This is a genomic window from Pseudomonas sp. HN2, from assembly GCF_020736465.1.
GTDB lineage: Bacteria > Pseudomonadota > Gammaproteobacteria > Pseudomonadales > Pseudomonadaceae > Aquipseudomonas > Aquipseudomonas moraviensis_A.
This window is the reverse complement of record NZ_CP085885.1, coordinates 3,666,319-3,680,217: the sequence shown is the minus strand read 5'-3', so window position 1 is coordinate 3,680,217 and position 13,899 is coordinate 3,666,319. Positions and strand designations below refer to the sequence as shown.

The 13,899-nt window shown below is 62.3% G+C and carries 13 protein-coding genes; 4 read left to right on the top strand and 9 right to left on the bottom strand.

The genetic code is table 11. From position 1 onward, the window contains the following. Window positions 1–46 precede the first annotated feature (46 nt). A complete protein-coding gene (locus tag LIS66_RS15975) occupies window positions 47–940 on the top strand; it encodes a LysR family transcriptional regulator (protein ID WP_227972549.1) in 894 nt (297 codons plus the stop codon). 7 nt (window positions 941–947) lie between these two features. Here the strand turns inward: LIS66_RS15975 and LIS66_RS15970 are convergent, their stop codons facing one another. Further along, complete coding sequence (locus LIS66_RS15970) at window positions 948–1,112, bottom strand: hypothetical protein (RefSeq protein WP_165839223.1); 165 nt, start codon at window positions 1,110–1,112, stop codon at window positions 948–950. Window positions 1,113–1,195: 83 nt separating this feature from the next. Between LIS66_RS15970 and LIS66_RS15965 the strand changes: the two genes are divergently transcribed. Beyond that, window positions 1,196–1,981, top strand: a complete 786-nt coding sequence (locus LIS66_RS15965; protein WP_227972548.1) for a DeoR/GlpR family DNA-binding transcription regulator — start codon at window positions 1,196–1,198, stop codon at window positions 1,979–1,981. A gap of 112 nt (window positions 1,982–2,093) precedes the next feature. Here the strand turns inward: LIS66_RS15965 and LIS66_RS15960 are convergent, their stop codons facing one another. From LIS66_RS15960 to LIS66_RS15940, 5 genes are all read right to left on the bottom strand, one after another. Next, window positions 2,094–3,377, bottom strand: coding sequence for an NAD(P)/FAD-dependent oxidoreductase (locus LIS66_RS15960; protein WP_227972547.1), 1,284 nt, complete (start codon window positions 3,375–3,377; stop codon window positions 2,094–2,096). A gap of 145 nt (window positions 3,378–3,522) precedes the next feature. After that, complete coding sequence (locus LIS66_RS15955) at window positions 3,523–4,887, bottom strand: glutamine synthetase family protein (RefSeq protein ID WP_227972546.1); 1,365 nt, start codon at window positions 4,885–4,887, stop codon at window positions 3,523–3,525. Between the two features lie 578 nt (window positions 4,888–5,465). Further along, window positions 5,466–6,365 carry a bestrophin family protein gene (locus tag LIS66_RS15950; RefSeq protein WP_064363544.1) on the bottom strand — a complete coding sequence of 300 codons (900 nt, stop codon included), beginning with the start codon at window positions 6,363–6,365 and terminating at the stop codon, window positions 5,466–5,468. Window positions 6,366–6,390: 25 nt separating this feature from the next. After that, a complete protein-coding gene (gene moaA / locus LIS66_RS15945; protein WP_064363543.1) occupies window positions 6,391–7,389 on the bottom strand; it encodes a GTP 3',8-cyclase MoaA in 999 nt (332 codons plus the stop codon). 119 nt (window positions 7,390–7,508) lie between these two features. Beyond that, window positions 7,509–8,360: a CAP domain-containing protein gene (locus LIS66_RS15940; RefSeq protein WP_227972545.1), complete on the bottom strand. Its 852-nt coding sequence runs from the start codon at window positions 8,358–8,360 to the stop codon at window positions 7,509–7,511. Window positions 8,361–8,557: 197 nt separating this feature from the next. Between LIS66_RS15940 and LIS66_RS15935 the strand changes: the two genes are divergently transcribed. Further along, window positions 8,558–9,178, top strand: coding sequence for a cell wall hydrolase (locus LIS66_RS15935; RefSeq protein ID WP_083352509.1), 621 nt, complete (start codon window positions 8,558–8,560; stop codon window positions 9,176–9,178). Here the strand turns inward: LIS66_RS15935 and LIS66_RS15930 are convergent. Then, entirely contained in the window at window positions 9,175–9,888 is a 714-nt protein-coding gene (locus LIS66_RS15930) for a murein L,D-transpeptidase catalytic domain family protein (RefSeq protein WP_064363540.1), read from the bottom strand. The genes LIS66_RS15935 and LIS66_RS15930 overlap by 4 nt on opposite strands. A 153-nt stretch (window positions 9,889–10,041) precedes the next feature. On the opposite strand from LIS66_RS15930, the gene LIS66_RS15925 reads away from it, so the two are divergent. After that, entirely contained in the window at window positions 10,042–11,658 is a 1,617-nt protein-coding gene (locus tag LIS66_RS15925; RefSeq protein WP_227972544.1) for a L,D-transpeptidase family protein, read from the top strand. Between the two features lie 151 nt (window positions 11,659–11,809). Here LIS66_RS15925 and LIS66_RS15920 read toward each other — a convergent pair whose 3' ends face one another. Together LIS66_RS15920 and LIS66_RS15915 are read right to left on the bottom strand one after the other, a co-directional pair. Beyond that, entirely contained in the window at window positions 11,810–12,652 is an 843-nt protein-coding gene (locus tag LIS66_RS15920; protein ID WP_227972543.1) for an NAD-dependent protein deacetylase, read from the bottom strand. Between the two features lie 160 nt (window positions 12,653–12,812). Continuing rightward, window positions 12,813–13,859, bottom strand: a complete 1,047-nt coding sequence (locus LIS66_RS15915; protein ID WP_065616099.1) for a class I SAM-dependent methyltransferase — start codon at window positions 13,857–13,859, stop codon at window positions 12,813–12,815. Window positions 13,860–13,899 lie beyond the last annotated feature (40 nt).

Below are 13,899 nucleotides of genomic sequence, written 5' to 3'. Positions count from 1 at the left end.
TCGCCCGGTATATTTGAAATGAATGCCTGATATGTCTGGTATAGCCATGAATAATTTGAGACGCCTCGATATCAACCTGCTGCTGACCCTCGACGTATTGCTCGCCGAGCACAACGTCACCCGCGCGGCGCAGCGTCTGCATTTGTCGCAGCCGTCGGTGAGCGTGCACTTGGCCAGACTGCGCGAAATCTTCAACGATCCGCTGTTGCTGCCCGGCCCAAGAGGCATGCGCCCGACCGCGCGCGCCGATGAACTGCGCGAGCCATTGCGTGAAGCGCTGGAGGCGTTGAGAAGGGCGGTGGCGCCAGCGGATGTGTTCGACCCGGCGCGGGCGAATAACAGCTGGAAAATCGCCGCGACCGATTACGGTGAATCCACTGTCGTGCTGCCAGCGCTCAGCCATTTGCGCGAACAGGCCCCGGGCACCCGGCTGGCGATCATCGACCTGACGCCCGCGCAAATGGTCAAGCAGGCCGAGCAGGGCGTGTTCGATCTGGCCCTGCACATCAGCGAGGACGCGCCGGCGGAGTTGCATCGGCGACCGTTGTTCACTGAACGCTATGTGCTGGCCGGGCGCATCGGTCATCCGGGATTGACCCAGGCGCCCAGCCGCGAACAATTCTGCGCGCTGGAGCACGTGCTGGTGTCGCGGGAGGGTGGGGGCTTTTTCGGCGTGACCGACAAGGCGCTGGCCGAGGTCGGCCTGGCACGGAAAGTGGTGTTGTCGGTGCCGCACTTTCTGATGGCGATGTCGGTACTGGCCAGCACCGATCTGGTGGCGATGCTGCCGTCACGCCTGGTCCGCGGCAATCCGGCGCTGCAAGTGGTCGATGCACCGTTGCAGGTGCCCGGTTATGAAATGGCGATGTTCTGGGCTGAGCGCATGCACCGCGATCCGGCGCATAAATGGTTGCGTGAGCAATTGCTCGCCTCGGTTTGACTTGCTGTCAGGCGTGGCCCAGGGCAATCGCGAACGACACGACGATCATGCAGGCGAAGGCGAAATTGAGATTCATGGGCGGTTCATCCTGAGCTTTTAAGAGTGGGGCCATTGTGAACAGGCGCAACGCAAAGAAAAAATTCGCCTTGTTGATTCCAATGATCGAAAGCATTGATAGCCGTCGCGTTTGTATTCGCCCGAGACTTTCGCTAGTGTCGCTGAAACCTGCAATTACAAGCACAAACAGGCACAACCATGCACGACCACTCCATCGCTGAATTGCCTTCGCTGCGTCGGCAGAAAATCCTTTTGCTTCTCGAACGTGACGGCAAGGTCATGGCCTCCGAGCTGAGCCAGCATTTTGCAGTCTCCGAAGACACCATCCGCCGCGATCTCGCCGAACTGGACAACGCCGGTCTGGTGCAGCGCGTGCATGGCGGGGCGTTGCCGCGACCGAAAGATTCCGGCAAGGATTACTTCACCCGCCTGGATGAGACGGACGAGATCAAAGTGCGCCTGGCGCAATTGGCGGCCCAGCACATCGAGCACGGGCAGATTGTGTTGTTCGACTCCGGCTCGACCACCTTGCAGGTAGCGCGGGCGTTACCCGCCGACATCTGCATTACCGCCGTGACCGCATCACCGCTGACGGCGATTGCCCTGTCCGAATACAAGGGCGTGAAAGTGATTCTGGCGGGCGGCGAATTGAATCCGCATTCGATGTCGGCGAGTGGTCAGGAAGCGCTGCGACTGCTGGCGGGGATCAAGGCTGATGTGGCGATTACCGGCGTTTGTGCGATTCATCCCGAGGTCGGGATCACCTCGCTGCATTTCGATGAAGTGCCGATCAAACAGGCGATGCTCAACAGCGCGACGCGGGTGATTGCGGTGACCACGGCGGACAAGCTGGGGGCGGTGGAGCCGTTCGTGGTGGCGCCGTGCACGCGCCTGCACAGGCTGATTACCGAGCGGCATCCGGGGTCGGGGAATGTCGAGGATTATCAGCGGTTGGGGATTGTGGTGGAGCAGTTGCCGGATTGAATGTTGTGTTGGATTTGAGGGGCTCATCGCGAGCAGGCTCACTCCCACAGGGTGTTGTGTCGTTCACAAATCCAATGTGGGAGCGAGCCTGCTCGCGAAAGGGCCGGTCCGGTCAGCGCAACCGCTCAAGCATCTGGTAATACCACATCCCCGCCGCCAGCAACGGGTTGCCGAGCAGGTCGCCCATCGGTACGCGAATGTGCCGGCACGCGGCGAAGGTGTCGAACTGCTCCAGCTGCCCGGTGATCGCCCGGCTCATGATTTCGCCCATGATGTGCGTGGTGGCGATGCCGTGTCCCGAATAGCCCTGGCAGTACCAGACGTTATCCGAGAGCTTGCCCAGTTGCGGGATGCGGTTGATGACGATGCCCATGGCGCAGCTCCACTGGTAATCGATCGGCACGCCTTTTAGCGCCGGGAACGTGCGCTCGATGCACGGGCGCAGTTCGGCGGCAATGTCCCGTGAGTCCTTGCCGCTGTAATTCGCGCCACCACCAAACAGCAACCTGCCGTCGGCGGTGAGCCGGTAGTAATCAAGGACGAATCGGCAGTCATAGACGGCGAGGTCTTCGCGGTTGATCTGTTGCGCCAGATCGCCGAGCGGCGCGGTGGTGACGATGCCGCCCATGGCCGGAAAAATCTTGCCCTTGAGCTGACCCGGTTCGAGTTTGTGGTAGACGTCGCCGGCGAGCATCACCTGATTGGCGTCGATCTGGCCGTGGGCGGTGCGCACGCCAGGGTTGTCGCCTTGAATGATCTCCAGCACTTCACTGTTTTCGAAGATCAGCGCACCGAGGCTTTCGGCCGCCCGCGCTTCGCCGATGCACAGGTTGAGCGGGTGCAGGTGCATGTTGCGGGTGTTCTTGATTGCGCCGTGGTAGAGCTCGCTTTGCAGCAGATCGCGAACCTGGCTGCGGTCGAGCAGGCTCACTTCATCGCCCAGACCTCGGCGCACGGCTTCGTCGTAGTCCTTGCACAGATCGGTCATGTGGCTCGGCTTGTACGCCGCGTGCAGATGGCCGTGTTTGAGGTCGCACTGGATCGCATATTTTTCGACGCGCTGGCAGATGATTTCATGCCCGCGCCAGCGCAGGTGCCAGATGAAATCGTCGACGTCATCGCCAAGACTGGCGCGCATCTGTTTGCGCATCGCACCGTCGCCGGAGAGGCTGCCGGTGACTTGCCCGCCATTGCGTCCGGTGGCGCCCCAGCCAATTTTGTGGCTTTCGACGATGGCGACTTTCAGGCCTTTTTCCGCCAGTTCGACAGCAGTGGCGACACCGGTGAAACCGCCGCCGATGATCACCACATCGACCTTGTGCTGGCCTTGCAGGGTGGGGTAGTCGGTGTCCTGGTTGAGGGTGGCGGTGTAGTAGGAATTGCAGCGAATGGTCATGTCAGGGTCCACAAAAATTCAGGTTGGTACACGGTCCCCTGTAGGAGTGAGCCTGCTCGCGATAGCGGTGCGTCAGTCAAAAATCAATTGTCTGACACACCGCTATCGCGAGCAGGCTCACTCCTACAGGGGTTGTGGTGAATCCTCAGGCTTCGGTCAGGTACCACCGCCAATCCTGCTCACCCACTTCAGCCATGAACTGCCGATACTCGGCACGCTTCACCGCCAGATACACCCCAAGGAATTCCTCCCCCAGCGCCTGCCGTGCCCACGCGGAATTTTCCAGCGCCTGCAACGACGTCAGCCAATCGGTCGGCAACAATTCTTTAGCCTGGGCATAGCCATTGCCCTCGACCGGCGCGCCCGGATCCAGCTCTTCACGAATGCCGCGATGGATGCCGGCGAGGATCGCCGCCGCTGCCAGATAGGGGTTGGCGTCGGCGCCACAGATGCGGTGTTCGATGTGCCGCGTCGGCGCTGGCCCGCCGGGAACCCGCAGGCTGACGGTGCGATTGTCGACGCCCCAGGTCGGCGCCAGTGGCGCGTAGCTGTTGGCCTGGAAACGTCGGTAGGAGTTGGCGTTGGGGCAAAACAGCAGCAGCGAATCGAGCAAGGACGCGAGCATGCCGCCAATCGCCGTGCGCAACAGCGGTGTGCCGGCCGGGTCTTGCGAGGCGAACAGATTACGGCCGTCGGCGTCCGCGAGGCTGACGTGCATGTGCATGCCGGTGCCGGCCAGATCGTCGAACGGCTTGGCCATGAATGTCGCCTGCATGCCGTGCTTGTGCGCCACGCCTTTGACCAGGCGTTTGTAACGCACCGCCTGATCCATCGCTGCCAGTGCATCGCCGTGTTCGAGGGTGATTTCCACCTGGCCCGGGGCGTATTCGGAAATTGCCGTGCGCGCCGGAATACCGTGCAGTTTGCAGGCGCTGTAGAGGTCAGCGAGGAACGGTTCGATCTGTTCCAGCTCGCGCAAGCCGTAGACTTGCGTGTGTCGCGGTCGCCCGCCGTCGGCGTCCAGCGCCGGTTGCGGGCGGCCGTTGTGATCGCGTTTGGCGTCGAGCAGATAGAACTCCAGCTCGCAGGCCATGATCGGGTGATATCCCTCGGCCTTGAGCCCGTCGATCACCTTGATCAGCAAGTGCCGAGGATCAGCGATGCTCGCCGGCAGGCCTTCGGTCGGGTGCATGCTGACCTGCACCGCTGCAGTCGGAATCTGCCGCCATGGCAGGCGCACCAGGCTGCCTTGCAGCGGATAGGCGCGGCAGTCGATATCGCCGACGTCCCAGACCAGTCCGGAGTTCTCGACGTCCTCGCCCTGCACGGTCAAACCGAGAATCGTGCTCGGCAGCGGCCGGCCGCTTTCATACACGGCGAGCAGCTCTTCACGGTGCAACAGCTTGCCGCGCGGCACGCCGTTGGCGTCGAGGATGAACAGCTCGATCATGTCGATATCGGGGTTCTGTTCGAGGAACAGGTGTGCGTCTTCGATGGCTGCGAATTTCATGGCAAATCACTCACGATGGCGCCGCACAGGCGCGCAGATTCGGCCGGACGCAGGGCGTCCCGGCAGGGATTTCATAGGGAGATCAGTCAGAGGACACAGAACCTGTGGCGAGGGAGCACGCTCCCTCGCCACAATGGCTTAGTGACTGACAGAAATCAGCAGGCGATATCCGGCGGGCGTGCGGAGTGACGCAGCTTGGAACGGCGCAGGGCCATGGGCAGATTGACGATGCGGTTCATACGCGGCCCCGCTTGCAGTGGGCGCGTACGGCAGAGACGTGCAACCTTTTGGGTTGTTGTGGTGACGTGCTCATAACGCGTGTTTCCGTTGGCGGAAAGCGTCGGCAGCAGGGCGGGCCCGGCGACCGGTGTGCCCGGATAGTAAGGGGGAATTCGCGCGCGTGTAAACGCAAAATTTGCCGGTGTCGCTTGGTGCGTTTGGTCTGATTGACCGAGTTGCGTTTTTCGCGAGCAGGCTCGCTCCCACATTGCAATGCATTTCAACTGAGGGAGCGAGCCTGCTCGCGAATGTCCGCACCTCGGTCCAGAGTGAACACGCCGGGCCCGCCGCTGTGCCATTCAGCGCAGCACGTAATCGTCCGGTTGCGGCGCGGGCGGCAATGGCGAGACGCCGAGTTCGTGCAGCACGTCGCGCTCCAGGGTACGCACCAGTGCGTCGGTCGGCAGGTCGTTTTCATCACGCCCGAACGGGTCTTCGAGTTCATCGGCAATCGCGTCGAAGCCGAAAAAGGTGTAACTGACAATCGCCGTGAACAGCGGCGTCAACCAACCCAGCGATTGCGCCATGGCGAAGGGCAGCAAAAGGCAGAACAGGTAGATAGTGCGGTGCAGCAGCAGGGTATAAGGGAAGGGCAGCGGCGTGTTCTTGATCCGGTCGCACACGGCCTGGGCCTGGCTCAGGCAGGTCAGGTGACTGGCCAGTAATTGATAACGCCATGGCGACAGCACACCGGCCGTTTCCAGCTCGGAAAACTGGCGCCCGACCTGGTGCAGGATCTGCCCGCAGTGGTCCGGTACAGCCTCGTCGATCGGCGGGCTGACCCAATCGGCACTGGCCTGCGCCTCACTCTCTGTGCGTAGCCGGGCGTTCAATGCATGGGCAAACCCGCACAAATTGCGCAACAGTTGCCGACGCAGGCTGGCGTCGTCGATGCCCTGGGTTTCGCGCATCACCGCGCGCACCCGCAGCAGCACTTCGCCCCAGGCCTTGCGGCCCTCGTACCAGCGGTCGTAACAGGCGTTGTTGCGAAAGCTGAGGAAAATCGACAGCGACAGGCCGAGCAGGGTGAACGGCGTCGCGTTGATCTCGGCGAAGTAGCGCGGCACAAGGATTTCAACCAGCACAATCACCGCCGCCAGCAGCGTCAGCATCAAGGTGCGCACGGCAATGCGTTTGGCGATCGAACCTCTGAGGGTGAAGAGCACGGCGAACTGATTGGGTCTCGGTCTGACGATCATCTCGCGGTCCCTGTTGCGCGGCGCATCAGCCGCCGGTCATGTTCATGAAACGCACCACTTGCACGTCGTCGTTGACTTCGAAGTTGTGTCGATAGGGCTTGAGTTTCATTGCCTCGATGATCGCGTTTTCCAAGCGTTCCGGGTGGCCCGGATGCGCGCGCAACACCGCTTTGAGGTCCATCGAATGCTCGTTGCCCAGGCACAGCAGCAAGCGACCTTCGACGGTCAGGCGCACGCGGTTGCAGGTGCCGCAAAAGTTGTGGCTGTGCGGTGAAATGAAGCCCAGGCGAATGTTCGGCGCTTCGGCTACGCGCCAGTAGCGCGACGGCCCTTGCGTGGACTCGGTGGAGTCGATCAGGGTAAAGCGTTCGGCGATGCGTTCACGCACCTGCGCGCTGGAATAGAACGACTCGGCGCGGCTGTGTTCGGCAATCGCGCCCAGCGGCATTTCTTCGATGAAGGAAATATCCAGATCACGCTCGATGGCGAAACTGACCAGATCGTTGATCTCGTGGTCGTTACGCCCTTGCATCACCACGCAATTGAGTTTGGTGCGGGTGAAACCGGCGGCACGGGCGGCATCGATGCCGTCGATGACTTGCGCCAGGTCACCGGTGCGCGTCAGTTCCTTGAAGCGCTGCGGGTCGAGGCTGTCGAGGCTGATGTTGAGACGCTTGACCCCGGCCTCGAACAGCGGCCTGGCCAGCCGACCCAGCTGCGAGCCATTGGTGGTCAGGCACAGTTCGCGCAGGCCGGGCAGGGCGGCGATCTGCTCGCAGAGTTGCACGACACCGGGGCGGATCAGCGGCTCGCCGCCAGTCAGGCGGATCTTGCGCGTGCCAAGGGCGACGAAGCTTTGCGCTACCTGAAACAGTTCTTCGAGGGTGAGGATCTGCTGGCGCGGCAGGAACTGCATGTCCTCGGCCATGCAGTAGACGCAGCGAAAATCGCAGCGGTCGGTGACCGACAGGCGCAGATAATCCACGCGGCGGTTGTGACCATCGATCAATTCACGCTGTGTCATGGGCTCGCCTCGTGGATGTGGAGCGCCGTCAGCGGGCGCAGATCGCGCAGGGTAGGCTGCGCTCGCCACGCCGTCCAATCACTCTGGCTGACCGAGTGATTGACGGCGTCGATGATGCCTTACGGTGCGCCAAACATTGCCGTCCAGTAAATGCCGGCGTTGCTTTTCGGATCGGTTGCGTACGCGGCGCCCAGTTCCTGATATTGCGGGTTCATCAGGTTGGCGCAATGACCGGGGCTGGCGAGCCAGCCGTCGACGACCTTGCCGACGGTGTCCTGCCCGGCGGCGATGTTTTCGCCAACCAGTTGCCCACTGTAACCGGACAGTTCGGCGCGGTCGCCGGGTGTGCGGCCGTCGCGGTCCTTGTGGTCGAGATAATTATTGTTGGCCATGTCGCGGCTGTGATCCTGGGCAACGGTGCCCAGCGTGGCGTTCCAGGCGAGCGGTGCTGCCGCCGCGAAGGACTGGCCGCCGCACTGACGGGCCTGACTGCGCGCGGTATTGAGTTGCGCCAGCAGCTTTTGCCCTTCGCTTTGCGCATCGCCGAGTTTCGCCGTCAGCAACGGCCGCGCGAGGACGATGCGCCAGTCACGGTCAACGCGGTTGACGCCGATATCGACAAACTGCGGGTCGAGCACCACCTGACAGAAGCTTTCCTGAATCGCCTTCATTGCTGACGCCGCATCGCGCGGGCCGTTGAGAGTGATCGCCTGAACGTTGACCATCGGATAGCGGGCGCTGGCCATGGCCTGCTGCAAATCGACCGCGCCACTGGCGGGCAGTCGCAGGCGCGGGTCGGCCGACAACGGTGGCAACTCGTTCGACGCCTGGCTGCCGCAACGCTGCGGCTGGCTGCGATAGCTATTGATTGACTCGATCAATTGCAGTTCCTCGGCGGCCAGCGCCGAGGTGGCAAACACCACGCCCAGCGACAATGCGGCACAACGCAAAACGGACGGCATGAAGCGCATGGAAATCTCCCTTGAGCTGAATGCGCCCATGATGCGCGAAAGGCCCCCGGTGGGTGAATGTGTTTTTCTTTGCGGCGGATTTTTTCTGCACTGGTGTGCCCGCGTATTTGCTCGCTACACTCTGCGAAGACCCCGCAAACCGGGCGTCTCACCGACGTAACATCTTGCCCCCGACGGGCGCTGACGGAAGAACCGACATGGGATTGAAAGGCTTGGCGGGCGGTTTGTTGTGGATTGTTTTTGCCGGCGCAGCATGGGCCGGCGCTCAGGCCCCTATCGAGGCCAAGGCGGAACAGAAAGCCGAGGTGCTGGAGGAGAAAGCGGCGGATAAAGTCAGTGCTGCTCCGGCGCCGAAATCCGAGGCCATCACCCCCACCGAAGCGCAGGCAGTGGACCCGGCCGGGGCCGCGCCGCTGGACGATCCGCTGACCTGTCTGGCGCGCAGCATCTATTGGGAAGCCAAGGGCAAGGACACCCCGGAAATGGAGGCCGTCGCCAGCGTGGTGATGAATCGCCTCGGCCATGAAGGCTTTCCCGACACGGTGTGCGCGGTGGTCAAGCAAGGCTCGGAAAGCGGCAACTGCCAGTTTTCCTGGTGGTGCGATGGCAAGCCCGATCAGGTCAAGGAAGACGCCGAATACGCGCTGGCCAAGGAAATCGCTGGCAAGGCGTTGAATCGCCAGCTCAAGGACCGCACCCGCGGCGCCCTGTATTTTCACGACCGCGGCGTGCACCCGAGCTGGGCCAAGGCCTATCGCAACACCGCGCAGACCGGCAGGTTCCTGTTCTACAAACCCGCCGGCGGCGACGCGCGTTAACTGGCGTGGGTGTTGAGAATGCTCGCCACCTGCTGCGGCTGGCAGTTCAGGTACGGTGACTTTTGCAGCCAGCGCTGATCCGGGTACCAGGAAAACATGAACTGGCCGTTCTTCAGGCGATCGATCACCTGTTTGGCGATCTGCGGCCGCACGGCGGGGCAACCCTGACTGCGGCCGATGCGCCCCTGACGCTTGCTCCACAGCGGGTTCACGTAGCTGGCGGCATGAATCACAATCGCGCGATCGCGGGCCAGATCATTGAAACCGGGTTCCAGGCCGTCCATGCGCAGTGAATAGCCGTGGGTGCCTTCGTAGCTTTCCTGGGTGCGGAACAGGCCGAGACTGGACTGATAACTGCCTTCGCGGTTGGAAAACTGTGTGGCGAAGTTTTCCCCGGAATTGGAGCCGTGGGCGACCAGATCACGCAGCACCAATTTCTGTTTGCTCAGGTCGAAGATCCACAGGCGACGTTCGGTGGACGGTTGCGAATAGTCGATGATCGCCAGATGCCGCGAGGGCTTTGCGCCGTTGTTGACTGCGCACTGCATGGCGTTCAATGCACCTTTGAGCGCTTGGGGATTGAGTTCCGGCGCGGCGTGGGCGAGGCTGTTGTAGAGAACCGGCGATGGCTTGCCGGCGGCAAATACTGGGCTGGTCACGGCGACAAGGGTCGCGGTGCTCAACAGAAGTCGGCGCAAAAACGTCAACATTTTATAAAGTGTCCTCAACTTGCTACATAAACGGCACTTTGGCTCCTGACTCCCAGTCAATACCCGCAGGCTCCGAGGCTGGAGCCTGACTGTTCAGCGCACCTGATGTAAGGTTGACCGTCATCTGGACGGCCATGGATTGGAGTAAAGCAGTTGTTCAAAAAGTACGCATGCTACTTGAGCATTTGTTTGCTCGCTGCGCCGTTTGTCGCTTGCGCCGATGAGCCGCTGCCCCCGCTCGAAACCCTGCCGACGCCGACGACGGAACTGCCGGTGGAGCCGCGCAGCCCGTTGCAGGCCGTGTTGATCAGCCTGGCGCAGTCGTGCCCGGCCATTGCTCCGCGTCTCAACGGCCCGGCGCTGAGTCAATTGCAGGCGTTCTATGCACAGCAGGACTGGATGCCTGTGTGGGCCAGTGAGTCGGCTCGATTGCCGGCATTGCGCGCGCAATTGCAGCTGTTGGCCGACGATGGGCTGAATCCCAATCGCTATGCTGTGCCGGCGTCACCGCCGCAGGACGGCGAGTTGTGTGCCGATATCGATATCAGCCGCCATTACCTCCAGGCCTTGCAGGATCTGCATTACGGTCGTCTGTTGCAGTCGCATTTCGAACCGCTGTGGCATGTCGACGGCCCGCCGACCGATCGTCAGGCGCAGTTGCTCAGCATTGCCGTGCCGGGGGTGAACGACATTGCTGCAGCGTTCGACCTCGCCCGTCCGCATCTGCCGCAGTATCAGAGCCTGCGTCAGCTGTATGCCGCACAACGTTTGCAGGCCTTGCCGCAATGGCAGCCGGTTGGCAACGGCCCGCTGCTGCGCCCGGCGATGGAAGACCAGCGCGTGCCGGAACTCGCCCGGCGTCTGTACAGCGAAGGTTATCTGGCTGACGTGATCGTGACGCCGGACAACGCCTACGATGACGTGCTGGTGGAAGCGGTGAAGCATTTTCAGGCCAGTCACTCGTTGCAGGCTGACGGCGTGGTCGGGCCGGGTACGATTGCCGAGCTGAACATCAGCCCGCTGACCCGCCGCGATCAGTTGCGCGTCAATCTCGAACGTTTCCGCTGGATGGCCCAGGACATGGAGCCCAGCAGTCTGGTGGTCAACGTCGCGGCCGCTGAGCTGACGCTGTATCAGGGCGGTCAGCCGGTGTGGCAGACCCGCACCCAGGTCGGCCGCGCCGAGCGCCAGACACCGCTGCTGAAATCCCGCGTCACCCGGCTCACGCTGAACCCGACCTGGACCGTGCCGCCCACCATCTGGAAAGAAGACAAGCTGCCGGAAATCCGCAAGGACCAGACCTTCCTCAGCCGCCAGAACCTGCAAGTGCTCGATGCCAACGGTCAGCCCCTGGCGGCAGCGGACATCGACTGGGACAACCCCGGCAACATCCTCCTGCGCCAGGACGCCGGCCCGCGCAATCCTCTGGGGCAAATGGTCATTCGTTTCCCCAACCCGTTCTCGGTGTACCTGCACGACACGCCGAGCAAGGCGCTGTTTGAAAAAGGTCCACGGGCGTTCAGCTCCGGTTGCGTGCGTGTCGAGCATCCGCTGCAACTGCGCGATCTGCTGCTGTCACCGGCAGAAAAGACGCGCACCGACACACTGCTCGCCAGCGGTACCACCCACGAATTTCGCCTGTCTTCCCCCGTGCCGATCCTGATGACCTACTGGACGGCGCAAGTCGACAGCAGCGGCCACGTGCGATACGCGCCGGATATCTACAGTCGCGATAGCGCTTTATTGGTAGGCCTGGACCGGGCGCATTGAGTCTGGCACCAGCACGGCAATCAAAAACCTGAGTTCGATGAGTGATTTTCAGGTCGACGAATCCCGTACAAACACCTCGTTCAGTCCCCTCTCCCTCGGGAGAGGGCTAGGGTGAGGGGCCGATTTCAAGCCGAACCCAATACTCAAAATCTCACCGTTCCAGCTTTTCAACTATCCAAGGCAAAAGCACCTCACACGACCCTTCAATCTTCAAATCCAGCAGATCATCCGCCCGGGTCCTGCCCAGATTGATCGCCATCAGCGGCTTGCCACGCTCGGCAATCACGCGACACAAACGAAACGCCGAATACGCCATCAACGATGACCCAACCACCAGCAACCCCGCCGCATTCTCGGCAGCGGCCATCGCCCGCGCTGCGGTCGCCTGTGCCACGTTCTCGCCAAAAAACACCACATCCGGTTTCATCCGCTCACCCGCGCAATGCGGGCACTGCGGCACCTGGAAGCGCGTTTCAAATGCCGGGTCGAGCAAGGTATCGCCATCCGGCGCCTGCACCGCATCAACGCCGCTCAGATAGGGATTCTCCGCTTCCATCTGGCGCTGAATCTCATCGCGCGGACTGCGGTGCCCGCAATCCAGACACAGCACCCGATGCAGGCTGCCATGCAGTTCGATCACATCGTGACTACCGGCCTGATCGTGCAAGGTGTCGACGTTCTGCGTGATCAGATCGCTGATCCGGCCACGCTGCTGCAGCGTCGCCAGCGCCTGATGCGCTGCATTCGGCCGCGCCTGGCGCACGCGCGGCCAGCCGAGCATGGCTCGGGCCCAATAGCGACGGCGTGATTCCGGGGCAGAAAGGAATTCCTGATACATCATCGGCTGCCGCCCGCGACGCACGCCGTCGCTGTCGCGGTAGTCCGGAATGCCCGAAGGCGTGCTGATGCCAGCGCCGGTCAGGACGAGAAACTTATCCTCGGCCATGGCCTGCACCAGCGTATCGAGGTGTTCGCGGATCGGGCTGTCGAGCATGCTCAGCACTCCAGAATGGGCAGTGCCCGCAGGTTAGCATCAACCACTGTGGCGAGGGAGCTTGCTCCCGCTGGGGCGCGACGCGGCCGCAGAAGAAGGGCCTGCTGCGCAGTCCAGCGGGAGCAAGCTCCCTCGCCACAGGTTTCGCGTTTTCAGTCGGTTACTTGCGCGCCTCCAGTATCAGGTTGAACGGTGTCTGCGCGGCGCGACGGAACTGCTTGAACCCGGCCTCGGTGAATACCTTGCGCAAGCGTAGCTCTCCGGCCTGGGCACCGAGCCCGAGGCCGACTTCCTGTGACAGCGAATTGGGTGTGCAAATAAACGTCGAGGCGGCGTAGAACAGGCGCCCGACCGCGTTGAGATTGTCGTCCAGTTTGTCGTTGGCGAACGGTTCGACCAGCAACACCGTGCCGTCGTCTTTCAGCGCCTCATGGGCATGGCGGGCGGCGCCGACCGGGTCGCCCATGTCGTGCAGGCAATCGAAAAAGCAGATCAGGTCGTAGTCGCCGCCGGGATAGTTTTTCGCCGTGCCCTCGAAGAACCTGGCGCGGTTGCCCACGCCACCTTCTTCGGCCCGTTGCGTGGCGACGGTGACGGAGGGCGCGTGGAAGTCGAAGCCGACAAACTGCGACCTGGGAAACGCCTGGGCCATGATCACCGTCGAGGCGCCGTGGCCGCAGCCGATGTCGGCGACTTTGGCGCCGCGTTCCAGTTTCGCCACCACGCCTTCCAGTGCCGGCAGCCATTCAGCGATCAGGTGACCTTTGTAGCCGGGGCGGAAGAAGCGTTCGGTGCCGCTGAACATGCACGGGTGGTGATCGCCCCAGGACAGCGCGCCATTGCCGCGCATGGCTTTGACCAGTTTGTCCTTGTCATGGAAAAACGACGCCACCACGCCGAGACCGCCGGCGACGTACACCGGCGAATCCTCCACGGCCAGCGCCAGTGCCTGTTCTTCCGGCAAGCGAAACTGACCGTCGAGGTGCTCCATGTAACCGGATGCGGCGTGGGCGCTGAGCCACTCGCGCACCAGGCGCGGATTGCAGGTGGTTTTTGCTGCGAGGGCTTCGGGGCTGATCGGTTGGCTGTCGGCCATCGCCCGGTACAGACCGAGTTCTTCGCCGACGATGACATTGGCCAGCATCGCCGCGCCGCCCATGTCGCTGACCAGTTTGCCCATGAATTCGTTGAGCTTCGCCTCATTCATCACGTGTGCTCCTGAAACAGGATCACCGTCCGGCGGCGTT